General features: G+C 70.9%; 18 protein-coding genes and 2 pseudogenes. 13 read left to right on the top strand and 7 right to left on the bottom strand.

Annotation, left to right across the window (positions count from 1 at the left end; genetic code table 11):
* Nucleotides 1–369 precede the first annotated feature (369 nt).
* Together ACIBQZ_RS04880 and ACIBQZ_RS04875 are read right to left on the bottom strand one after the other, a co-directional pair.
* Entirely contained in the window at nucleotides 370–2,919 is a 2,550-nt protein-coding gene (locus ACIBQZ_RS04880) for an ABC transporter permease (RefSeq protein WP_396087110.1), read from the bottom strand.
* Nucleotides 2,919–3,674 carry an ABC transporter ATP-binding protein gene (locus ACIBQZ_RS04875; RefSeq protein ID WP_396087109.1) on the bottom strand — a complete coding sequence of 252 codons (756 nt, stop codon included), beginning with the start codon at nucleotides 3,672–3,674 and terminating at the stop codon, nucleotides 2,919–2,921. The genes ACIBQZ_RS04880 and ACIBQZ_RS04875 overlap by 1 nt, the downstream gene beginning before the upstream one ends.
* Nucleotides 3,675–3,866: 192 nt before the next feature.
* Between ACIBQZ_RS04875 and ACIBQZ_RS04870 the strand changes: the two genes are divergently transcribed.
* Together ACIBQZ_RS04870 and ACIBQZ_RS04865 are read left to right on the top strand one after the other, a co-directional pair.
* Nucleotides 3,867–4,352: a DUF1778 domain-containing protein gene (locus ACIBQZ_RS04870; protein WP_396087108.1), complete on the top strand. Its 486-nt coding sequence runs from the start codon at nucleotides 3,867–3,869 to the stop codon at nucleotides 4,350–4,352.
* A gap of 33 nt (nucleotides 4,353–4,385) precedes the next feature.
* Nucleotides 4,386–5,189 (top strand): DUF4097 family beta strand repeat-containing protein, encoded by an 804-nt coding sequence (locus ACIBQZ_RS04865; RefSeq protein WP_396087107.1) that lies wholly within the window; start codon nucleotides 4,386–4,388, stop codon nucleotides 5,187–5,189.
* 84 nt (nucleotides 5,190–5,273) lie between these two features.
* On the opposite strand, the gene ACIBQZ_RS04860 is transcribed toward ACIBQZ_RS04865, so the two are convergent.
* The 3 genes and pseudogenes from ACIBQZ_RS04860 to ACIBQZ_RS04850 form a co-directional block, all read right to left on the bottom strand.
* Nucleotides 5,274–5,903: a LuxR C-terminal-related transcriptional regulator gene (locus ACIBQZ_RS04860; RefSeq protein ID WP_396087364.1), complete on the bottom strand. Its 630-nt coding sequence runs from the start codon at nucleotides 5,901–5,903 to the stop codon at nucleotides 5,274–5,276.
* Nucleotides 5,904–6,142: 239 nt separating this feature from the next.
* Nucleotides 6,143–6,850, bottom strand: a pseudogene (locus tag ACIBQZ_RS04855) (RecB family exonuclease); the annotation flags it as partial.
* Between the two features lie 294 nt (nucleotides 6,851–7,144).
* Nucleotides 7,145–7,441: pseudogene (locus tag ACIBQZ_RS04850) on the bottom strand (PD-(D/E)XK nuclease family protein); the annotation flags it as partial.
* Between the two features lie 76 nt (nucleotides 7,442–7,517).
* Here ACIBQZ_RS04850 and ACIBQZ_RS04845 point away from each other — a divergent pair.
* The 3 genes from ACIBQZ_RS04845 (at nucleotide 7,518) to ACIBQZ_RS04835 (ending at nucleotide 10,324) form a co-directional block, all read left to right on the top strand.
* A complete protein-coding gene (locus ACIBQZ_RS04845) occupies nucleotides 7,518–8,696 on the top strand; it encodes a site-2 protease family protein (protein WP_396087106.1) in 1,179 nt (392 codons plus the stop codon).
* Nucleotides 8,693–9,658: a tRNA (adenine-N1)-methyltransferase gene (locus ACIBQZ_RS04840; RefSeq protein ID WP_396087105.1), complete on the top strand. Its 966-nt coding sequence runs from the start codon at nucleotides 8,693–8,695 to the stop codon at nucleotides 9,656–9,658. Before ACIBQZ_RS04845 ends, ACIBQZ_RS04840 begins: the two co-directional genes overlap by 4 nt.
* A gap of 75 nt (nucleotides 9,659–9,733) precedes the next feature.
* On the top strand, nucleotides 9,734–10,324 hold the full coding sequence (locus ACIBQZ_RS04835; protein ID WP_396087104.1) for a hypothetical protein: 591 nt from the start codon (nucleotides 9,734–9,736) through the stop codon (nucleotides 10,322–10,324).
* A 58-nt stretch (nucleotides 10,325–10,382) separates the two neighbouring features.
* Here ACIBQZ_RS04835 and ACIBQZ_RS04830 read toward each other — a convergent pair whose 3' ends face one another.
* Entirely contained in the window at nucleotides 10,383–10,676 is a 294-nt protein-coding gene (locus ACIBQZ_RS04830) for a ferredoxin (protein ID WP_396087103.1), read from the bottom strand.
* A 175-nt stretch (nucleotides 10,677–10,851) separates the two neighbouring features.
* Between ACIBQZ_RS04830 and arc the strand changes: the two genes are divergently transcribed.
* The 6 genes from arc to prcA all read left to right on the top strand — a co-directional run bounded on the left by arc (nucleotide 10,852) and on the right by prcA (nucleotide 17,012).
* Nucleotides 10,852–12,630, top strand: a complete 1,779-nt coding sequence (gene arc / locus ACIBQZ_RS04825; RefSeq protein ID WP_396087102.1) for a proteasome ATPase — start codon at nucleotides 10,852–10,854, stop codon at nucleotides 12,628–12,630.
* 178 nt (nucleotides 12,631–12,808) lie between these two features.
* A complete protein-coding gene (gene dop, locus ACIBQZ_RS04820; RefSeq protein WP_396087101.1) occupies nucleotides 12,809–14,326 on the top strand; it encodes a depupylase/deamidase Dop in 1,518 nt (505 codons plus the stop codon).
* A gap of 93 nt (nucleotides 14,327–14,419) precedes the next feature.
* Nucleotides 14,420–14,635 carry a ubiquitin-like protein Pup gene (locus tag ACIBQZ_RS04815; protein ID WP_023364349.1) on the top strand — a complete coding sequence of 72 codons (216 nt, stop codon included), beginning with the start codon at nucleotides 14,420–14,422 and terminating at the stop codon, nucleotides 14,633–14,635.
* A 22-nt stretch (nucleotides 14,636–14,657) separates the two neighbouring features.
* Entirely contained in the window at nucleotides 14,658–15,344 is a 687-nt protein-coding gene (locus ACIBQZ_RS04810) for an endonuclease VII domain-containing protein (protein WP_396087100.1), read from the top strand.
* Entirely contained in the window at nucleotides 15,263–16,102 is an 840-nt protein-coding gene (prcB, locus tag ACIBQZ_RS04805) for a proteasome subunit beta (protein ID WP_396087099.1), read from the top strand. The genes ACIBQZ_RS04810 and prcB overlap by 82 nt, the downstream gene beginning before the upstream one ends.
* 58 nt (nucleotides 16,103–16,160) lie before the next feature.
* The gene (gene prcA / locus ACIBQZ_RS04800; protein WP_396087098.1) at nucleotides 16,161–17,012 is read left to right on the top strand and encodes a proteasome subunit alpha; all 852 of its coding nucleotides are present in this window, start codon (nucleotides 16,161–16,163) and stop codon (nucleotides 17,010–17,012) included.
* A 176-nt stretch (nucleotides 17,013–17,188) separates the two neighbouring features.
* On the opposite strand, the gene ACIBQZ_RS04795 is transcribed toward prcA, so the two are convergent.
* Nucleotides 17,189–18,139: a dTDP-glucose 4,6-dehydratase gene (locus ACIBQZ_RS04795; protein WP_396087097.1), complete on the bottom strand. Its 951-nt coding sequence runs from the start codon at nucleotides 18,137–18,139 to the stop codon at nucleotides 17,189–17,191.
* A 128-nt stretch (nucleotides 18,140–18,267) separates the two neighbouring features.
* Here ACIBQZ_RS04795 and pafA point away from each other — a divergent pair, with 128 nt between their 5' ends.
* Together pafA and ACIBQZ_RS04785 are read left to right on the top strand one after the other, a co-directional pair.
* Nucleotides 18,268–19,626: a Pup--protein ligase gene (gene pafA, locus ACIBQZ_RS04790; RefSeq protein ID WP_396087096.1), complete on the top strand. Its 1,359-nt coding sequence runs from the start codon at nucleotides 18,268–18,270 to the stop codon at nucleotides 19,624–19,626.
* Between the two features lie 24 nt (nucleotides 19,627–19,650).
* Nucleotides 19,651–19,872, top strand: a complete 222-nt coding sequence (locus ACIBQZ_RS04785; RefSeq protein ID WP_396087095.1) for a hypothetical protein — start codon at nucleotides 19,651–19,653, stop codon at nucleotides 19,870–19,872.
* Nucleotides 19,873–20,987 lie beyond the last annotated feature (1,115 nt).

Below are 20,987 nucleotides of genomic sequence, written 5' to 3'. Positions count from 1 at the left end.
GGCCCGCGCCCGGATCGGCCCGCGCCCGGATCGGCCCGCGCCCGGATCGGCCCGCGCCCGGATCGGCCCGCGCCCGGATCGGCCCGCGCCCGGATCGGCCCGCGCCCGGATCGACCCGCGCCCGCGCTCCATGCTCGGATAGGCGCAGGTCCGCGCCGGATCGGCCCGCGCCCGGATCGGCCCGCGCCCGACCCGCGCCCGCGCCCGACCCGCGCCCGCGCCTGGCCCGCGCCCGCGCCTGGCCCGCGCCCGCGCCTGGCCCGCGCCCGCACCCGGCCCGACCCGCACCCGGCCCGCGCTCGTGCCCCACGCTCGGATGGGCGCAGGCCCGCGCCGGATCGGCGCGGGCCTGTGGTGCCTCCGGTGGGCTTACTCGTGGGCGATCGCGCCCAGGACGTTGAGCCGGGCGGCGCGGATCGCCGGCAGCACCGCCGCGATCACCCCGACCAGCGCCGCCAGCACCAGGTAGGTGCCCATCCGGCCCCACGGCAGCACCAGCTCGGTGATGCCGTCGCTCTCCAGGGCCCGGGTCACCGCCGTGCCCAGCCCGGCGCCGACGACCACGCCGAGCAGGGCGCCGAAGACCGAGATCACCACGGCCTCGACTGTGACCATCCGCATCGTCTGCGCCCGGCCCAGCCCGACCGCGCGCAGCAGGCCCAGCTCGCGGGTGCGTTCCAGCACCGACAGCGCCAGCGTGTTGATGACGCCGAGCACCGCGATCAGGATGGCCAGCGCCAGCAGCACCTGGATCATCGTGATCAGCGTGTCGAAGGTGGCCGCCTGGTCGTCGACGAACGCCTGCGCGTCCTGCGCCGACACCTCCGGGCTGTCCGCCAGCAGCGCCTTCACCTGCGGCAGCACCTGGCTCACCGCGACACCGTCGGCCAGCCGCACGAGGCCGAAGGTGGGCTGCGTGATGCCGAAGCCCTTGGTCGCCGCGACCGGCAGCAGGTAGTCGCCCGGCAGCGCGTCCTCGGCGTAGGTGGCCGCGACGGTGTAGTCCCGGGGATCGCCGCGCGGCGGCTGGACGGTCACCCTGGTGCCGACCTGCCAGCCGTACGTGGTGGCTTCCGGCACGCTGACGGCGATCTCGTTGTCGCGCAGGTCCTTCAGCGTGCCGCTCGTGGCGCTCGCCCCGTACGAGGCCGAGAGCGCGGTCAGGTCGTCGGTGGCGTTGACCCAGTGCTTCTCGCCGTTGATGACGACCTGGTCGTTCCAGAGGCCGGCGACCGCCCGTACCCCGGGGATGGCCGCGGCCTCGCGCAGGACCGCCGGGTCGTAGGTCGGCGGCCGCGGGCCGTTCTGGTCGCCGTTGATGATGATCTCGGCCTTGAGCACCGTCGCGGCCTCGGCCTTGAGGCTGCTCTTGGCCGAGTCCATCACCACGGTGACGCCGGTGACCAGCGCGATGCCGACCATCAGCGCGGCTGCGGTGATCGCCGTGCGCCGCGGGTTGCGGCCCGAGTTGAGCCGGCCCAGCCGGCCCGGCAGCGACCAGGAGAACAGCCGGCCCAGGCCGGACACCACCGGGCGGCTGATCAGCGGCGTGAGCAACGCGATGCCGATGAACGAGACCAGCACGCCGCCCAGGATGGTCCAGAGCGTCGCGCCGCCCATGTCGGCGAACAGCCCGAGCCCGAGCGCGGTGGCGCCCGCGGCGGTGACCAGGCCGCCGGCCACGCTGATCCGGGTGAGCGGCCGGTCCGGCGTGGCGACGTCCTGCATCGCCGCGACCGGCGCGATCCGCGACGCCCGCACCGCGGGCAGCACCGCAGCCACGACCGTGACCAGCACGCCGACCACGAAGGAACTGACGACCGCGGCGAGCGGCACGCCCACCGTGCCGAGCTCCAGCCCACCGGCGAACGAGCTGAACAGGTACGCGAGCAGCGCGCCCACGCCCACCCCGGCGGCCAGGCCGAGCACCGCGGCGACCAGCCCGATCACCACCGCCTCGACCAGCACCGAGCCGATCACCTGACGCCGGCTCGCGCCCAGCGCCCGCATCAGGGCCAGCTCCCGGGTCCGCTGCGCGACGATGATCGAGAACGTGTTGAGGATCAGGAAGATCCCGACGAACAGCGCCACCCCGGCGAAGCCGAGCAGGATGTTGCTGAAGAAGCCGAGCCCTTCCTGCAGGTCCGCGGCGTTGTCCGCGGCGAGCTGGTCGCCGGTCTTCGTCACGTAGCCGGCGCCCAGCGCGGCCGAGATCCGGTCCCGCAGCGCCGCCGGCGGCACGTCCTGCTCCGCCAGCACCCGCACGGAGCTGTAGACGCCGGTCTCGCCGAGCATGAGCTGCTGGGCCACCGGCTCGGTGAAGGCGACCTCCTGTACGCCGCCGAGGCTCTTGCGGTCGCCGCTGTAGCCCCAGATCCCGACGAGGGTGAACTCCTTCTTCGGCTCGAGCGTGAGCACGCCGACCCGGTCGCCGACCTTGAGGCCGGCGGCCTCGGCCACGGTCGCGTTCACCGCGATCTCGTCCGCGGCAGCCGGGCCACGGCCGGCGCGCAGCTCGGTCATCGAGTCCATGCCGGTCCAGGCGATGCCCAGCCGCGGCGGGCCCATCGAGGTGAGCACCTTGCCGTCGCTGCCGATCACCCGGGCGCCGTCGGCCTCGACCAGCCCGGTGGCGCTGCGCACCCCGGGCACGCCGCGGATCTGCGCGACCGCGGCGGCGGGCAGCGGCGAGACGACCTGCTCGCCCTCGAGCTCGTCGACCTCGACCTTGGGTTTCGCGGTGACGCCGACGTCGGTGGTGGAGTACGCGCTGGCGAACAGCGCGTCGAACGAGCGGCTGAGGGTGTCGGTGACCACGAAGGCGCCGGACACGAACATGACCCCGAGCACGACGGCGAGCCCGGAGAGGATGAGCCGCAGCTTGCGCGCCAGCAGGCTCTTCAGGGTCGCGCGCAGCATCAGAGCATCACCGGCTCGGCGTGCGTGTCCAGCCGCTTCATCATGTCCAGCACCGTCTCCGGGGTCGGCTCGGTGAGCTCGTCGACGATCGCGCCGTCGGCCAGGAACACCACCCGGTCGGCGTAGCTGGCGGCCACCGGGTCGTGGGTGACCATGACGATGGTCTGGTGGTGCTCGCGGACGCTGGCGCGCAGGAAGCCCAGCACCTCCGCGCCGGAGCGGGAGTCCAGGTTGCCGGTCGGCTCGTCGGCGAAGATGACGTCCGGCCGGCCGATCAGCGCCCGGGCGCAGGCGACCCGCTGCTGCTGGCCGCCGGAGAGCTGGCTGGGCCGGTGGCTGAGCCGGTCGCGCAGCCCGACGGTGTCGATGACGATGTCCCACCACTGCGGGTCGGGCTTGCGCCCGGCGATGTCCAGCGGCAGCCGGATGTTCTCCTGGGCGCTCAGCGTGGGCAGCAGGTTGAACTGCTGGAAGACGAAGCCGACCCGGTCGCGCCGCAGCCGGGTCAGCGCCTTGTCGCTCATCCCGGTGATGGTGGTGCCGCCGACCTGCACCTGGCCGCGGTCGACGGTGTCCAGCCCGGCCAGGCAGTGCATGAGGGTGGACTTGCCGCTGCCGGACGGGCCCATGATCGCGGTGAACCTGCCGCGCTCGAACTCCGCGCTCACGCCGCGCAGCGCGACGACCCGGGCCTCACCGGTGCCGTAGACCTTCCAGACCTCGTCGGCTCGTGCGGCCGCCGGTTCGCTCGTCATTGTCGCCCCTTGAAAGTCGTGCGATGAGTGGTCCGGATCAGTCTTTCGGCGCGGCGGGTTCCTGGCGTCCGCCCTACGACGTACCGCGACGCGGAGATTTCGCTGGGGGTGGCCACCCAGGTGCGCTCAGGGTTACCCCCTGGCGTCATTGTGACGGTTGACAGACGTCATTAGTGACGTCATATTGGTGTCATGGACCTGGCGCCGTACCTCGAATCCCTCCGCGACGACCTGCGGGCCGCCGCGGCACCGGGCGGTCCGGAGACCACCCGGGCGGCGGACCTGCTCGGCCACGCGCTGGAGGCGTCGGCCCGGCTGGCGCTGCTCCAGGCGCTCTCGGACGCGGCGGCCGAGATCACCACCCGCCTGCACGGCCCGGTGGTGGACGTCCGCCTGCGCGGTCGCGAGGCGGACCTGGTGGTCACCGAGCCGGCGGTGTCCGCGCCACCGGTGCCGGCGCCGGCACCCGACGGCGGCGACGTGGCCCGCCTGACCCTGCGCATGCCCGAGACCCTCAAGAACTACGTCGAACAGGCGGCGGCGGCCGAGGGCATCTCGGTCAACGCCTGGCTCGTCCGCGCAGTCGCGGCGGCGGCGAGTGGCACCCCGCCGGCCGCGCCGCCGGACGGCCGCCACGGCCGCCCCGGCAAGCGCATCACCGGCTTCGCACAAGCCTGAACTGCTGTTTCCGTCCTCCGGAAAGGAAAGATCATGTACGAGTTCGACCGCGCCACCCCCGTCACGGTGTCCCTGCGGCTGCAGCGCGGCACGGCGGACCTGGTGGCCGAGGAACGGCCCACCGTCCAGGTGGAGCTCGCGGCGGAAGCGGGCGGTGAGGCCCCGGAGGGCTTCACCGTGGCGCTGGAGGGCGACACCCTGGTGGTGCACGCGCCGGAGGCCACGTGGCACTGGCGGCGTACCCCGAAGGTTCATGTCCTGATCCGGGTGCCGCTGGACAGCGCGCTGGCGGCGAAGTCGACGGCGGCCGACATCCGGGCGTCCGGCCGCTGGTCCACCGGCCAGGCGGACATGGCATCGGCGGACGTGCACATGGAGGAGGTGACCGGCGACGCGTACCTGAAGGCGGCGAGCGGGGACGTCATCGTCAACCGGGTCGGCGGCTCGCTGCGCATCGGCAGCTCGTCGGGCGACCTGCGGGTGGGTGACGTCATGGGTGACGTCAAGGCGGACACGGCAAGCGGCGAGATCGTGATCGGCCGGGTCGGCGGCTCGCTGCAGGCCGCGTCGGCGTCGGGTGACGTGGAGGTGGGCGTGGTGAGCCGGGGCACGGCGAGGCTGAGCACGGCGTCGGGAGACGTGTCGGTCGGGGTGGCCGCGGGCACGGGGGTGTGGCTGGACCTGAACACGGCCTCGGGATCGACATCGAGCGATCTGTCGATGAGCGGCGCGGCGCCGGTGGCCGGGCAGGCGGCGACATTGGAGCTGCGGGTCCGCACGGCCAGCGGGGACATCACCGTGCACCGCGCGCTGGGGGACCTGCGGGCGGCGGCCTGATCGGGGGCCGCTGCGCGGGCGTCATCCTGCGCCGGGCCTGGTGTCTCGTTCTGTGGTGGCTCTGCCGGGTGCGGCGGGTGGCGGTCAGCCGCCGGGGCGGACCAGGCCCGTTTCGTAGGCCAGCACGACCGCCTGGACCCGGTCGCGGAGGCCCAGCTTGGTCAGCATGTGGCCGACGTGGGTCTTGACGGTGGTCTCGCTGACCATGAGCGCCCGCGCGATCTCGGCGTTCGAATGCCCCTTGGCGACGTGGGCGAGCACCTCACGCTCCCGTTCGGTCAGGGTCTTGAGCGCCGGCGCGGCCGCCGTCGTGGCCGGGGCGGGCAGCGCCTCGGCCAGGCGGGTGAGCAGCCGGGCGAGGATCACCGGCGCGACCACGGCGCCTCCGGCGGCAACGGTACGGATCGCAGCGGCCAGATCGGCGGGCGGCACGTCCTTGCCCAGGTATCCCATCGCCCCGGCGGCCACAGCCCCGGTGACGTGCTCGTCGGCGTCGTGGGTGGTGAGGATGAGCACCCGCACCGGCAGCCCGGACTCGACGATCGACCGGGTCACGGCCAGCCCGTCGAGCCGGGGCAGCCGCAGGTCCATGAGCACGACGTCGGGCAGCAGCCGCCGGGAGAGATCAACGGCCTCGACCCCGTCACCGGCCTCACCGACGACCGAGACCCCGCCGGCCTCGGCGAGCGCCATCCGCAGCCCGGACCGCAGCATCGGCTGATCGTGGGCGAGCAGCACCCGCACCGGCCGCCCGGCCGCCGAACTCGCCGCCGTGCCGTTGACCCCCGTCACCGCTCTGCCTTCCCGACCGGACCTGCCCACCAGCGGCCGTTGCCGGCCTCGCGCCCACCCTAGGCGATCCGCTCGCCCGCGGTACCTCGCCGTGTCGCCCTTCGGACGGCGTCACAGCACCGCGACGTCCCGGCCGTCGAGGTGGCGGGTTGGGCGGTGGGTCAGGGCTGGCGGGGGAGTGGTGTCGTCAGCGTTTTGTCCTCCTCCATTTCCGTGGGGGCGACCGCTTCCGGCAGGGGCTCCGGGAAGGGCAGGATGGTTCCGCCGAATTCCGGGCAGAACTGCTGGTGGCTGCACCATCCGCAGAGCTTGCTCGGCTTCGGCCGGAAGTTGCGGTCCTGCTTGGCGCGTTCGATGGCCTTGGACAGGGCCACCAGGGTGCGCTCGAAGCGTTCCAGTTCCTCCGCGTCCGGGCTGTAGTCGCAGATCTCGGCGTCCTTCAGGTAGAGCAGGCGCAGCACCCGCGGCACCACACCCCGGGTCCGCCACAGCACCAGCGCGTAGAACTTGAGCTGGAACAGCGCCCGTCCCTCGAACGCCTCGCGCGGGGCTCCACCGGTCTTGTAGTCGACCACGCGCAGGTCGCCCGCCGGGGAGACGTCCAGCCGGTCGATGTAGCCGCGGATCAGCAGCTCCTCGTCGACCAGGGTCGACACCAGGGCCTCACGCTCGGCGGGCTCCAGGCGCTGCGGGTCCTCGACGGCGAAGTAACCGGCCAGCAGGTCGCCGGCGCCGGCCAGGAACGTGGCGATCCGCTCCGCCTCGCCGGTCGCCTCCAGGCCCGGCAGCGCTTCCGCGACGGTGATCGGCGGGGCGGGGGAGAGGTCGAGGTTCCGGCTTTCCGGCGCGGGGCTGACGACCGGCGCGTCGGCATCCACGAGAGCGGCAGGCGCCGCAGCCGACGCCGCCGGCACAGACCCGACGTCGGACGCGGATCCGGCGTCGGGCGCGGGCGCGGGCGCGGATCCGGCGTCGGGCGCGGACGCGAATCCAGCCGCGGACCGAGAGCCCGCGTCGGGTGCGGGCCCGAACCCGTCTGCGGATCCAGGTCCGGCGTCGGGCGCGGGCGCGAACTCGCCTGCGGGACCGGAGCCCGTGTCGGGCGGCGTGGTCGCAGGGTCGGATTGTGTGGTGAAGAGGGCGGCCAGAGCCGGCTCCCGCTCCACCAGCCGCACCCACTCCGGCTGCACCAGGGCCGCCGCCGCGGCCGGCGTTCGTTGCGCCGCCGGCAGGTCGAAAAGGCGCTCCAGCACCGCGTGCACCAGCGTGCCGCGTACCTGATCCTGGGTGGGTTTCTCCGGCAGCCGGTCGATGGTCCGGTAGCGGAACAGCAGCGGGCAGGTCTTGAAATCCGCGGCCCGGGACGGCGACAGCGACGGCCCGGTGTGGCGCTCCCCGCCGGTGGGCGCGGAACCGGGCTGCGGGTCCGCGGAAGGGGACAAAACCGTTTCTGCCGTCATGGGGGTAAGGCTAGGGGAGGGGTACGACGAAACGCCGCGGCAGGGACCTCTCAGGCGCGGTCCGTAGCATCGTCGTGTGGACGACGGCGCGCAGCAGACCCGGCCCGCCCGGCGCCCCGGCCGGATGGTCGGCCAGGTGCTGGGTATCCCCGTGTATCTCAGCCCGTCGATGCTCCTGCTCGCGCTGCTGGTCACCGTCGTCTACGGCGGGTACGTGGAGACCGAGCTCGGGTTGGCCACGCCGTACGCGTACGCGGTGGGTCTCGGTTTTGTGGCCTGTCTGCTCGGTTCCGTGCTGCTGCACGAGCTCGGCCACGCGCTGACCGCCCGCCGGTACGGCATCGGTGTGCGCGGGATCACTCTGGAGCTGCTCGGCGGCTACACGGAGATGGACCGGGACGCGCCCACCCCGCGGATCGACGCGCTGGTCTCGCTGGCCGGTCCCGCCGTCTCGCTGGTGCTCGGCGCGCTGGCCACCGGGGCCGCCTGGGCGTTGCCCGACCGCACGATCGCCGGGCAGATCGCCTTCCAGCTCGCCGCCAGCAACGTCCTCGTGGCGATCTTCAACGTGCTGCCGGGGCTGCCGCTGGACGGCGGCCGGGCGCTGCGGGCCGGGCTGTGGGCGCTGATCAAGGATCGGAACCGGGCCACCGAGGTCGCCGCCTGGGCCGGGCGTGGTGTCGCCGTGGCCACCGGGCTGGTCGTGCTCACGCTCTACCAGTTGAACCTGCTGACCGTTTTCGGGCTCGTGTTCATCCTGCTGGTCACCTTCACGCTGTGGCAGGGCGCCGGTCAGTCGATGCGGCTCGCGCGGATGACCCGCCGGTTCCCTCTCGTCGACCTGCGGGCGCTCGCGCGGCCGCTGTTCGCCGTACCATCGGGCACGCCGCTGGCCGAGGCCCAGCGCCGGGCCGGAGCCGCCGACCGGGCCGGGGATGCCCTGGCCGTCGCCGATGCCGGCGGCCGGCTGGTGGCGCTGGTCGACGCGGCCGGCGCGGCCGCGGTGCCGGCCGAGCGGCGGCCCTGGGTGGCCGTCGACACGGTCGCCCGTGACCTGGGCCGGGTGCCCACGCTGCCGCTCGGGCTGACCGGTGAGCAGGTGGTCCGGGCGGTCCAGGCGCACCCGGGTGCGCAGTACGTGGTCACCTCCGGGGAGGATGTCGTCGGCGTGCTGCACGTCGCGGACCTGGCCGAGCTGCTGGAGCCGCGGCGGGGCGGGCGCCGCCCGGCGCCCAGACGAGCCAGTACCGAATGAGAGAGCTACCAGTGACCGTGCAAGACACCACCACCGTGGTCGACGAGCCCGTGCCCGCCCACCGGGGGCCGTTCCGCGTGGGCGACCGTGTGCAGCTCACGGACCCCAAGAACCGCATGCACACCATCGTGCTCGAGCACGGCAAGGAGTTCCACACGCACCGCGGCGCGCTGGCGCACGACGCCCTGATCGGCCTGCCCGACGGCAGCGTCGTGGTCTCCGCCGGCGGCACGGCCTACCTGGCGCTGCGGCCGCTGCTGGCCGACTACGTGCTCTCCATGCCGCGCGGCGCGCAGGTCATCTACCCCAAGGACGCCGCGCAGATCGTCGCCATGGCCGACATCTTCCCGGGCGCCAAGGTCATGGAGGCCGGCGTCGGCTCCGGCGCGCTGACCTGCTCGCTGCTGCGCGCGGTCGGCAGCTCCGGCGAGCTGCACTCGTACGAGCTGCGGGACGATTTCGCGGCGATCGCGCGCAAGAACGTCGAGGCCTTCTTCGGCGGCCCGCACCCCGCGTGGCACCTGCACTCCGGTGACGTGGCGCAGGCCGAGGGGACCGGTTTCGATCGGATCGTGCTGGACATGCTGACCCCCTGGGAGGCCCTCGACATGGTCGAGCGGGCGCTGATCCCCGGCGGCGTCTTCATCGGGTACGTGGCCACCACGCCCCAGCTGTCCGAGCTGGTCGAGGCGCTGCGTGAGCGCGGTGGCTGGACCGAGCCGCGGGCCTGGGAGTCGCTGGTGCGCGACTGGCACGCCGAGGGTCTCGCCGTGCGCCCCGACCACCGCATGATCGCGCACACCGCGTTCCTGGTCTCGGCCCGCAAGCTGGCCCCCGGCGTGACGGCGCCGCCGCGGCGGCGCAAGCCGAGCAAGGGCGCCGAGGCGTACGCGCTGCGCCGGGCCGCGCAGGCGGCGCTGGCGGCCGAGCGGACGGAGACGGACGACGATACCGGGGTGTGACGGGGCAGGGCGGATCCGGTAGTTTCCGTCGCGGGTTTCGATGGGTTCGCAGAGCGGAGGGAACGGGTGGGCGCGATGAGTTCTCCGCCGTTCGGTGGCAGTAACGAGATGCCGGCGGTCTTTCCCGACTGGTCGCCGTACGAGGACCTGGACTCGGCCGCCCGGGCCTACCTGCGCGACCCCGAGGTGGCGCTGGACGCCCTGTTCGGAGTGCTGCGCGGGGCGTCGGTGCTCTGTTTCACGCTGGAGCGCTTCGTCAACGAGGTCAACGGCGTCTGGCAGGAGGTCGTCATCTGCGACGGCAGCCGGCTGGTGCTCTGGCACGGCGAGGACGTGGCGCCCGGCGACGGGCCGGTCGGCTCGATGACGTCATCCTTGCGGGTGGTGCCGCTGTCGACCGTCACCGAGGTGGGCTGCCGGCGGCGGCTGACCCGGACGTCGACCGGGCAGGCCCGGGTCGACAGCATCGACGTCTATCTGCTGCTGAGCTCCGTGGACGACGCGGTGCCGCCGCCCGGGATGGCCGAGGACGAGGGCCGGGCCGCGCTGCGGCACGACGCGCTGCGCTTCGGCAAGACGCTCGACGACGGCGGCCCGGGGCAAATTGCCCGTTTGGAGGAATTCTCCCGGGTTGTCGCATCTTTGGTCGGACGCCCGACACTGTGACTTTTTCCGCACCGCCGGGCCGATCTTCACGGCGGCCCGGCGAGGTGGTGGAAAACGATCAGTCGGCGTCCGGGCCGGCGATCTCCACGTCGTCGCGCGAGCGCACCACGTGGATGCAATCGCCCGGGCACTCCTTGGCCGCGTCGATCACTTCCAGGTGCAGCCGGGCCGGCACCCCGGTGCGGACGCCGGGGCTCTGCAGCAGCTCACCGGCACTGTCCTTGACGTACGCGAGCCCGTCGATGTCGAACTCGAACACCTCGGGTGCGTACTGCACGCACAGCCCGTCACCGGTGCACAGGTCCTGGTCCACCCAGACCTCAAGTGAGTCTGTGTCGGTCTGTGCCGTCACCGCTTGCCTCCCCCAACTAGCCCGGTCCGACGGTACCCGAACCCCCTGACCACTCGGTGCGCCCACCGGACCCAATCGATCAAGGTTCAGTGACGAGGGTGTTGCATGGGTCGAAATCCGGCCCGCAGCAGCTAGTGTTATCCCCAAGACGTTCGAGCCCCCGGGGAGGTGGGACGTGGCACGTAGCGACGAGGCGTCAGGCGCCGCACGTTGGGAGAAAGAGGCCAACGATCTCTCCAGCCAGGTTGCGTTCCTGCAAGAGGAACTCGCTCTGGTACGGCGGAAGTTGACCGAAAGCCCCCGACACGTCCGGCAGCTCGAGGAACGGCTCGCGGCAACGCAGGCGCAGCTGGCCCGGCTGACCGAGAACAACGACAGGCTCGTGGCGACCCTCAAGGAAGCCCGATCCCAGATCGTCACTCTCAAAGAGGAGATTGACCGGCTCGCCCAGCCGCCCAGCGGCTACGGCGTATTCCTGTCCGCTCACGAGGACGGCACGGTCGACGTCTTCACCGGTGGGCGCAAGCTGCGGGTGGCGGTCTCGCCCTCACTCGTGGTCGAGGATCTCAAACGGGGGCAGGAAGTCCTGCTCAACGACGCCCTCAACGTCGTCGACGCGTTCGGCTACGAGCGGGTCGGCGAGGTCGTCCTGCTCAAGGAAATCCTCGAGAACCCCGCCGGCGGTCCGGGCGACCGGGCCCTGGTGATCTCGCACGCCGACGAGGAGCGGATCGTCCACCTGGCCGACTCGCTGATCGTCGCCAAGCTGCGGGCCGGCGACTCGCTCATGATCGAGCCGCGCTCGGCGTACGCCTACGAGCGCATCCCGAAGAGCGAGGTCGAGGAGCTCGTCCTCGAGGAAGTGCCGGACGTCGACTACTCCGACATCGGTGGTCTGCACTCGCAGATCGAGCAGATCCGCGACGCGGTGGAGCTGCCGTTCCTGCACGCCGACCTGTTCCGGGAGCACCAGCTGCGCCCGCCGAAGGGCATCCTGCTCTACGGCCCGCCCGGCTGCGGCAAGACCCTGATCGCCAAGGCGGTCGCGAACTCGCTCGCGAAGAAGATCGCCGAGCGCCGCGGTGATGAGAAGCACACCAGCTACTTCCTCAACATCAAGGGTCCCGAGCTGCTCAACAAGTACGTGGGTGAGACCGAGCGGCACATCCGCCTGGTCTTCCAGCGGGCCCGGGAGAAGGCCAGCGAGGGTACGCCCGTCATCGTGTTCTTCGACGAGATGGACTCGATCTTCCGTACCCGTGGCTCCGGCGTCTCCTCCGACGTGGAGAACACCATCGTCCCGCAGCTGCTCAGCGAGATCGACGGCGTCGAGGGCCTGGAGAACGTCATCGTCATCGGCGCCTCCAACCGGGAAGACATGATCGACCCGGCGATCCTGCGCCCCGGCCGGCTCGACGTGAAGATCAAGATCGAGCGTCCGGACGCCGAGGCGGCGAAGGACATCTTCGCCAAGTACATCCTCAGCGGCCTGCCGCTGAGCACCGACGACCTGGCCGAGCACGGCAACGACAGGGACGTCACGGTCGCCGCGATGATCGAGGCGGTCGTGCTGCGGATGTACACGGAGACCGAGGAGAACCGCTTCCTGGAGGTCACCTACGCCAACGGTGACAAGGAGGTCCTGTACTTCAAGGACTTCAACTCCGGCGCGATGATCCAGAACATCGTCGACCGTGGCAAGAAGATGGCCATCAAGGAGTTCCTCACCTCCGGCAAGAAGGGCCTGCGACTGCAGCACCTGCTCGACAGCTGCGTCGACGAGTTCCGGGAGAACGAGGACCTGCCCAACACCACCAACCCCGACGACTGGGCCCGCATCTCCGGCAAGAAGGGCGAGCGGATCGTCTACATCCGCACGCTCGTCTCCGGCGGCAAGGGCGCCGAGGCCGGCCGCTCCATCGAGACGGCCAGCAACACCGGTCAGTACCTGTAAACAGGACAACAGCAACGCCCGACGCGGGCGGGGAGGCGCTACGAGGCGCCACCCCGTCCGCGTTGCGCATCTCTACCCTCCGTGTTGTGGCGCGCACGTGCGGGGGCGAGAACGAAGTGGGAAGCGTCTAGGCTCGATACATGGGCAACGGCAGCACAGTGGCGGGTGGGGTGGTGGCATGAGCGTTCGACGGATCATGGGTACCGAGGTCGAGTACGGCATCTCGGTCCCTGGGCAGCCTGGCGCCAACCCGATGGTCACCTCGTCGCAGGTGGTCAACGCCTACGGCGCACGGCCGGAACTGAACCGCGGCGGCCGGGCCCGATGGGACTACGAAGAGGAGTCGCCGCTGCGCGACGCCCGCGGATTCACCTACTCGGGGGCCGCGTACGACCCGGCGGACGCGCTCGCCGACGAGGACCTCGGCCTGGCCAACGTGATACTGACCAACGGCGCCCGCCTCTACGTCGACCACGCCCACCCGGAGTACAGCACGCCGGAATGCACCACCCCGCTGGACATCGTCCGCTGGGACAAGGCCGGCGAGCGGGTCATGGCGGAGGCGTCGCGGCGGGCCGCCACGATCCCCGGCACCCACCGCATCCAGCTCTACAAGAACAACACCGACAACAAGGGCGCCTCGTACGGCTCGCACGAGAACTACCTCATGCGCCGGCAGACGCCCTTCGCCGACATCGTGGCGCACCTGACCCCGTTCTTCGTCACCCGGCAGATCTTCTGCGGGGCCGGCCGGGTCGGCATCGGCCAGGACGGCAACGGCGCCGGTTTCCAGATCTCCTCGCGCGCCGACTTCTTCGAGGTCGAGGTGGGCCTGGAGACCACGCTGAAGCGCCCGATCATCAACACCCGCGACGAGCCGCACTCGGACGCCGACAAGTACCGCCGGCTGCACGTGATCATCGGCGACGCGAACCTCTCCGAGATCTCCACCTACCTCAAGGTCGGCACGACGGCCCTGATCCTCAACATGATCGAGGAGCAGGTCTTCACCGGCGACCTGGGCATCGCCGACCCGGTCTCCGAGCTCAAGGCGGTCAGCCACGACCCGTCACTCAAGCACCTGATGCGGCTGCGCGACGGCCGCAAGCTCACCGCGCTGGACCTGCAGTGGGCGTACTACGAGCGCGCCAAGGCCTTCTGTGACGAGCGCTACGGCGCCGACACCGACGAGCAGACCGTCGACGTCCTGCAGCGCTGGGAGGACGTCCTGGACCAGCTCGGCCGGGACCCGATGCAGCTGAGCGACCAGCTCGACTGGGTGGCCAAGCTGCGGCTGCTGGAGGGCTACCGCGAACGCGAGAACCTCGCCTGGTCCTCGCCCAAGCTCGGCCTGGTCGACCTGCAGTACTCCGACGTACGGACCGAGAAGGGCCTGTACCACCGCCTGGTCGCCCGCGGCTCGATGAAGACGCTCCTGGACGACGACGAGACCCGCCGCGCGATGGTGGAGCCGCCCGAGGACACCCGGGCCTACTTCCGCGGCCAGTGCCTGGCCCGGTACGCGTCCGAAGTGGTCGCGGCCAGCTGGGACTCGGTGATCTTCGATGTGGGCCGCGAGTCGCTCGTGCGCGTCCCGATGATGGAGCCGGAGCGGGGCACCAAGAAGCACGTCGGCGCCCTGTTCGACAAGTGCGACACCGCGAAGGATCTGCTCGAGGTGATCACGAGCCGCTGACGAGAATCGCCCGTGTGGACGGGCGTTTTTCGTCGGACCCGCGAGGTAAGTTTTTCCCAACCCGAAGCGGTTGGGTCATGAAGGGGGACAGCCATGGCAACGCGAGACACCGGCGGTCAGTCGCAGTCCGGCAAGGGCAAGCGCGACGAGGAGATCGAGGACGTCACCACCGAGGCCAACCCTGAGGTTGCCGAACGGCACGCCGAGATCACCGAGGACGTCGACGACCTCCTGGACGAAATCGACTCCGTCCTCGAAGAAAACGCAGAAGAGTTCGTCCGCGGCTACGTGCAAAAAGGGGGCGAATAGGTCATAGAGGGGCAATTCGGACATGCCGCGGGGGCTGGATGACCGCAACGGCGAGCGACGCTGTCGCGATTGCGGTAAATGGAAGCCGCTGGAGCAGTTCTGCGCTGGTAGCAAACGTCCCAGCGGGCGTGGTAGCTATTGCAAGGACTGCTACAACGTCAGATCGAAGTTGAGCTACGCGAAGCGGCTCCAAGAACGCCAAGGCAGGGCCGTTCGGGCGGCACGCGTCGTCCCAGAAGGCCATCGCTACTGCCCTGACTGCAGCTCGATCAGGCCATTGACCGAGTTTCCTCGTAGCCGCAACGCTTCCGGGGGCCGCGGCAGGTACTGCAAGCCGTGCCACAACGCCCGTGGCAAGGAGTCGAAGGAACGTCTGCACGGCGGCACACGCCAATACCACCTGCGCCGGCGGTACGGAATCGGTCAGGCCGAGTTCGACGAACTGCTTGCCGAGCAAGGGGGCGTCTGCGCCATCTGTGGCGCTCCCGACCCCCAACACGTCGATCACGATCATCGCACCGGCTGGGTTCGCGGGATATTGTGCTTCAACTGCAACGGCGGCCTTGGACAGTTCCGGGACAACCCGGTGTTCCTCGCCGAAGCTATTACGTACCTGAAAGGAACCACGTGGCAGCGGGCTTTGATCCATCCGGGCGTCTTCCAGATGTGTTCACCAACGCGGGGACGTCCTCCTTCACGCAGTTCCTGAGCCAGGCCGCCCCCGAGCTGCTGCCGGGTCGCCGGCCGCTGCCGCCGGGGCTGTCCGCCGACATCGCACCGCACGGCACGACCATCGTCGCCATCGCCACCGCCGAGGGTGTCGTCATGGCCGGCGACCGGCGCGCCACCATGGGCAACCTCATCGCCAGCCGGGACATCGAGAAGGTGCACCCGGCCGACGCGTACTCGTTGATCGGCATCGCCGGCACGGCCGGCATCGGCATCGAGCTGATGCGCCTCTTCCAGGTCGAGCTGGAGCATTACGAGAAGATCGAGGGCGCGATGCTGTCCCTCGACGGCAAGGCCAACCGGCTCGCCGCCATGGTGCGCGGCAACCTCGGTGCGGCCATGCAGGGCCTGGCCGTGGTCCCGCTCTTCGCGGGCTTCGACCTGTCCCCGTCCGACCCGTCGCGGGCCGGGCGCATCTTCAGCTTCGACGTCGCGGGCGGGCTCTACGAGGAGACCGGCTACGACGCGATCGGCTCCGGTTCGCTGTTCGCCAAGTCCGCGCTGAAGAAGCGGTACCGCGCGGGTGTCAGCACCCAGGACGCGATCCGCCTGGCCGTCGAGGCGCTGTACGACGCCGCCGACGACGACACGGCGACCGGCGGCCCCGACCTGACCCGCAAGATCTATCCGGTGGTGATGACCGCGACGGCGGACAGCACCCACCGGCTCACCGAGGCCGAGATCAACGCGGTGGCCGAGCAAGTGGTCGCCGGACGGATGGAGAACCCGGGCGGCTGACAGCCCACCGGTCCTCGCAGCAGCAACCGCCATCCGGTCTTCGAAGGAGTCGCCAACCGTGGCCATGCAGTTCTATGCCTCACCCGAGCAGGTCCAGCGCGACCGCTCGGAGTACGCCCGCAAGGGCATCGCCCGCGGCCGCTCCGCCGTCGTCCTCACCTATGAGGGCGGCGTCCTGCTGGTCGCCGAGAACCTCACCTCGCTGCGCAAGATCAGCGAGCTGTACGACAGGGTCGGCTTCGCAGCGGTCGGCCGCTACAACGAGTTCGAGAGCCTGCGCCGGGCCGGCGTGCGGATGGCCGACCTCAACGGGCTGGCCTACGACCGCCGGGACGTGACCGGGCGGGCGCTGGCCAACGCCTACACCCAGACGCTCGGTGCGATCTTCTCCGAGACGCAGAAGCCGTACGAGGTGGAGATCTGTGTGGCGCAGGTCGGCGTCACGCCCGAGTCCGACGAGCTGTACCGGATCACCTACGACGGCTCGGTGCAGGACGAGCCCGGCTTCATGGCGATGGGCGGCTCCGCGGAGGCCATCTCCACGGTGCTCAAGGCCCGCCACGACGTCGCGGCCGACCTGCCCACCGCGCTCGCGCTGGCGGTCGAGGGGCTGGCCAGCGTCGGCGGGGAGAACGGCGCCCCGCGCACGCTGGGCGCCTCCCAGCTGGAGGTGGCGGTCCTGGACCGCAACCGCAAGGGCCGCACGTTCCGCCGCATCTCGGGCGCGGCGCTGACGACGCTGCTCGAGGGCGGCAAGGACGTGCCGGAGAAGGAGGTCGGCGAGGCGGGCGACGTGGCGCCGCCGGCGCCCGGCGAGGAGAAGCCCACGGTGTCGGCCGCCTCGGTCGACCTGGAGGGCAAGTCCGAAGCGGACCCGGCCGAGGCCAAGGACGACACCGACGGCTCCTGAGCAGTCAACCGGGCACCTCCCCGACGCCGGCCGCCCGCACCGGCGTCGGGGAGGCGGCCGGGGTCGGGGAAACGGCCTGACGCTGACCACGGCGGCGCTCCGGCACGGTTGTGGCGGTCGCCGGGGCGAGCTCGCGGTGACTGTCGGCCGCGCCCCGACGCCCGAGCGCGCCGCGCTCATTCGATGACGTTCGGGCGCCACCAATCCTCGTTGTCGCGGTACCACTGCACAGTCCCCGCCAGCCCCGTCTCGAAAGCCACTCGCGGCCGGTACCCCAGCTCCTGCCGGATCTTCTCGTCGTCGATGGCGTACCGGCGATCTGCTCCCGGCCGCTCCGCCACCGTCTGCACCCGCTCCCACCCCGCCCCGCACGCCGCCAGCAGCCTGCCCGTCAGCTCGCGGTTGGTGAGCTCCGCATCCCCGCCGATGTGGTAGATCTCGCCCGCCCTGCCGTCCAGCAGCGCCAGCGCCGTAGCCCGGCAGTGATCGTCCACGTGCACCCACTCCCGGATCTGCCCGCCGTCGCCGCGCAGTGGGGCCGTGCGGCCGGTCAGGAGGTTCGTGACGGTACGGGGGATCAGGTGCTCCGGGTGCTGGTACGGGCCGTACGTGTGGGCGCTGCGGGTCACCACGACCGGCAGCCCGTGGGTGCGGTGGTACGCCAGGGCCAGCAGGTCCGCGGCCGCTTTGGTGGCCGCGTACGGGGTGGTCGGCGCCAGGGGTGAGCGTTCCGTGCAGGCGCCGGTGCTGATCGAGCCGTAGACCTCGTCCGTGGACACCTGCACGAAGTGGGCCGTGCCGTGCCGCAGCGCCGCGTCCAGCAGCACCTGGGTGCCCACCACGTTGGTGACGGCGAACGCTTCCGACCGTTCGGTGGCGAAGTGCACCACCGCGTCGTGTCCCGGCAGGACCGCACCGATCAGGGCCGCGTCGGCGATGTCGCCGGGGACGAAGTCCAGGCGCTTGTTCTCCGCGACCGGGCCGAGGTTGGCGAAGTTGCCCGCGTACGTCAGCTTGTCGAGCACGGTGACCCGGGCGCCCGCCAGGCCCGGCAGCGCATCGGCGAGCACGCTCCGGACGAAGTGGGACCCGATGAAGCCGGCGCCGCCGGTGACCAGAAGGTTCATCAAGCGGGAGTGTATCCGCAGGTCGGGGGCCTGCGAGTTGATCTCGCCGGACGTCCACCACGCTGCGCGTCGGTGAAAGGGCGCGTTGTGACTGCCGCTGATGCCCCTTGTGCGGCTAGTGTTTCGTCATGGAACGGCGAATTTTCGGCCTCGAAACCGAGTACGGAGTCACGTGCACCTACCGGGGACAGCGGCGGCTTTCTCCGGACGAAGTGGCCCGCTACCTGTTCCGCCGAGTGGTGTCCTGGGGACGCTCCAGCAACGTGTTCCTCCGCAACGGTGCCCGCCTCTACCTCGATGTCGGCTCCCACCCCGAGTACGCGACCCCCGAATGCGACTCCGTCACCGACCTGGTCGCCCACGACCGTGCCGGTGAGCGGATCCTGGAAGGCCTCCTCGTCGACGCGGAGAAGCGCCTGCACGACGAGGGCATCGCCGGTGAGATCTACCTGTTCAAGAACAACACCGACTCGGCCGGCAACTCCTACGGCTGCCACGAGAACTACCTGGTCAGCCGGCACGGCGAGTTCGGCCGGCTGGCTGACGTGCTCATCCCGTTCCTGGTCACCCGCCAGCTGATCTGCGGCGCCGGCAAGGTGCTGCAGACCCCGCGCGGCGCGGTGTTCTGCCTCTCGCAGCGCGCCGAGCACATCTGGGAGGGCGTCTCCAGCGCGACGACGCGCAGCCGCCCGATCATCAACACCCGCGACGAGCCGCACGCCGACGCCGAGCGCTACCGGCGCCTGCACGTGATCGTCGGCGACTCCAACATGAACGAGGTCACCACGCTGCTCAAGGTCGGCAGCGCCGACATCGTGCTGCGGATGATCGAGGCCGGCGTGGTCATGCGCGACCTGTCCCTGGAGAACCCGATCCGGGCCATCCGCGAGGTCAGCCACGACATCACCGGCCGCCGCAAGATCCGCCTGGCCAACAACAAAGAGGTCAGCGCGCTGGAGATCCAGCAGGAGTACCTGTCGAAGGCCACCGAGTTCGTCGAGCGCCGCGGCGGCGACCCCACCGCCAAGCGCGTCGTCGAGCTCTGGGGCCGGGTGCTCAACGCGATCGAGAGCGGCGACCTCGACCCGGTCTCCCGGGAGATCGACTGGGTGTCGAAGTACAAGCTGATCGAGCGCTACCAGGCCAAGCACGAGATGCCGATGTCGCACCCGCGGATCGCCCAGCTCGACCTGGCGTACCACGACGTGCGCCGCGGCCGCGGCCTCTACGCCCTGATGGAGAAGCGCAAGCAGGTCGACCGCATCTCCAACGACCTGGAGATCTTCGAGGCGAAGGAGACCCCGCCGCAGACCACCCGGGCCCGGCTGCGCGGCGAGTTCATCCGGCACGCGCAGGAGAAGCGCCGCGACTTCACCGTCGACTGGGTGCACCTCAAGCTCAACGACCAGGCCCAGCGCACGGTGCTGTGCAAGGACCCGTTCCGGGCCTACGACGAGCGGGTGGAACGCCTGATCGCCAGCATGTGAGACGGACGGTAGGCTGGTCGGGCCATGACGAACCCAGCGCGCGAGCCCGACCAGTACCCGCCCGGCCAGCAGCCGGAGCGGACCACCGAGGACGTCAGGTGGGGGCGCGTGGAACGCCGCCGCGAGAAGATCCGCGACCAGGTCCGCGAGGCCCGCCACGGCGACCACAAGGTGCCGACCTGGCTGATGGCCACGATCCTCGGCCTCATCCTGCTGGGCTGGCTGTACCTGATCTTCTTCGACTGAACGTCAGCAGCGCCTAAGATCAAGATCAAGATCCGGTCGTGCCTGGTTGCATGGCGCTGACCGTCGCTCCCGCCGAGACCGGGCCCGGGGATCCATTCGCTGGCGCTCATGAGCGGATCCCCGCACCCTGCCATGTCCGTGCACGGCAAACCCCACCCCACCGACGCCGACCTTCGGCGTCCGACCTGGGCTGACGGCGATCTTCGGCGTCCGGCCTGGGCTGGTTGCGGTCCTTAGCGCCTCGCCTGGGCTGGTGGCGGTTGTTGGAGTGCGGGCTGGGCTGGTTGGGGTCTTCAGTGTCTCGCCTGGGCTGGTTGCGGTCCTTAGTGTCTCGCCTGGGCTGGTGGCGGTTGTTGGAGTGCGGGCTGGGCTGGTTGCGGTCTTCAGTGTCTCGCCTGGGCTGGTGGCGATTGTTGGAGTCCGGGCTGGGCTGGTTGCAGTCCTCAGCGTCCTGCCATGCCGATAGCGGTGTTCGGCGCCACATGAGGCCGGCGGTGGTTCAGTACCCCTATCCAATTCGGCGGGCGTTTTGACTGCCCGCAGCGGGATCGCGATGCATCTTGCGAGGTCGGCGTCGGCAGGGGAGGCGATTCGGGTTATCCATCCGGTATGTCCGCAGATCTTGGTGATTTCTGGTCACGCGACTTTCGCCGTGCAGTGCCGTCGCGGCCTCAGCGGCAGCCTTCCTGCAGATCTTGGTGAGCTAAAACGATCCAGCAGAGCCACACCGCTACAAGGTCCACTGCTCACGCCCCTTTCCTCCTGATATGAAGCCCTCCGCCCCCGCTGCAGCCACCCAGCTTCCAGAGGTCAAATCCCTCATGGCGGATGAAAACGGCAACTGCTGGATCACGGCGGGCCGTGATCCAGAAATGGCGAAAGTCGAGTGGTCAGATCGCCCGGACTGTTCAAGATCGCCCCACGGCACAGGAAGGCGGGTGCGCGCGAGGGAAGGCGGTTCGGCGGGAGAGGGTGGGCCGGGTGAGAACCAGCAAACGGAACGGACGACCGGCACTCGCGACCAGGCTGCGCGAAAGGTTGCTGCGAGCCCCAGTGCCCCAGGGCGCCGCCGCACTGCTGCACCGCGCGCCCCCCGCACCGCACCGCACCGCATC

Source organism: Actinoplanes sp. NPDC049599 (genome assembly GCF_044465625.1).
Classification (GTDB): Bacteria; Actinomycetota; Actinomycetes; order Mycobacteriales; family Micromonosporaceae; genus Actinoplanes.
The sequence above is the reverse complement of the archived record's forward strand: the minus strand, read 5'-3'. Positions and strand labels throughout refer to the sequence as shown.

What these genes read in the sequence shown, in the direction of transcription:
- ACIBQZ_RS04865 (WP_396087107.1), top strand. Translation starts at nt 4,386, where the DNA reads ATGTACGAGTTCGACCGCGCCACCCCCGTCACGGTGTCCCTGCGGCTG.
- ACIBQZ_RS04840 (WP_396087105.1), top strand. Translation starts at nt 8,693, where the DNA reads ATGAGAGAGCTACCAGTGACCGTGCAAGACACCACCACCGTGGTCGAC.
- ACIBQZ_RS04815 (WP_023364349.1), top strand. Translation starts at nt 14,420, where the DNA reads ATGGCAACGCGAGACACCGGCGGTCAGTCGCAGTCCGGCAAGGGCAAG.
- ACIBQZ_RS04795 (WP_396087097.1), bottom strand. Translation starts at nt 18,139, where the DNA reads ATGAACCTTCTGGTCACCGGCGGCGCCGGCTTCATCGGGTCCCACTTC.
- ACIBQZ_RS04810 (WP_396087100.1), top strand. Translation starts at nt 14,658, where the DNA reads ATGCCGCGGGGGCTGGATGACCGCAACGGCGAGCGACGCTGTCGCGAT.
- ACIBQZ_RS04835 (WP_396087104.1), top strand. Translation starts at nt 9,734, where the DNA reads ATGAGTTCTCCGCCGTTCGGTGGCAGTAACGAGATGCCGGCGGTCTTT.
- ACIBQZ_RS04860 (WP_396087364.1), bottom strand. Translation starts at nt 5,903, where the DNA reads ATGCTGCGGTCCGGGCTGCGGATGGCGCTCGCCGAGGCCGGCGGGGTC.
- ACIBQZ_RS04870 (WP_396087108.1), top strand. Translation starts at nt 3,867, where the DNA reads ATGGACCTGGCGCCGTACCTCGAATCCCTCCGCGACGACCTGCGGGCC.
- pafA (WP_396087096.1), top strand. Translation starts at nt 18,268, where the DNA reads ATGGAACGGCGAATTTTCGGCCTCGAAACCGAGTACGGAGTCACGTGC.
- ACIBQZ_RS04875 (WP_396087109.1), bottom strand. Translation starts at nt 3,674, where the DNA reads ATGACGAGCGAACCGGCGGCCGCACGAGCCGACGAGGTCTGGAAGGTC.
- ACIBQZ_RS04785 (WP_396087095.1), top strand. Translation starts at nt 19,651, where the DNA reads ATGACGAACCCAGCGCGCGAGCCCGACCAGTACCCGCCCGGCCAGCAG.
- dop (WP_396087101.1), top strand. Translation starts at nt 12,809, where the DNA reads ATGAGCGTTCGACGGATCATGGGTACCGAGGTCGAGTACGGCATCTCG.
- ACIBQZ_RS04880 (WP_396087110.1), bottom strand. Translation starts at nt 2,919, where the DNA reads ATGCTGCGCGCGACCCTGAAGAGCCTGCTGGCGCGCAAGCTGCGGCTC.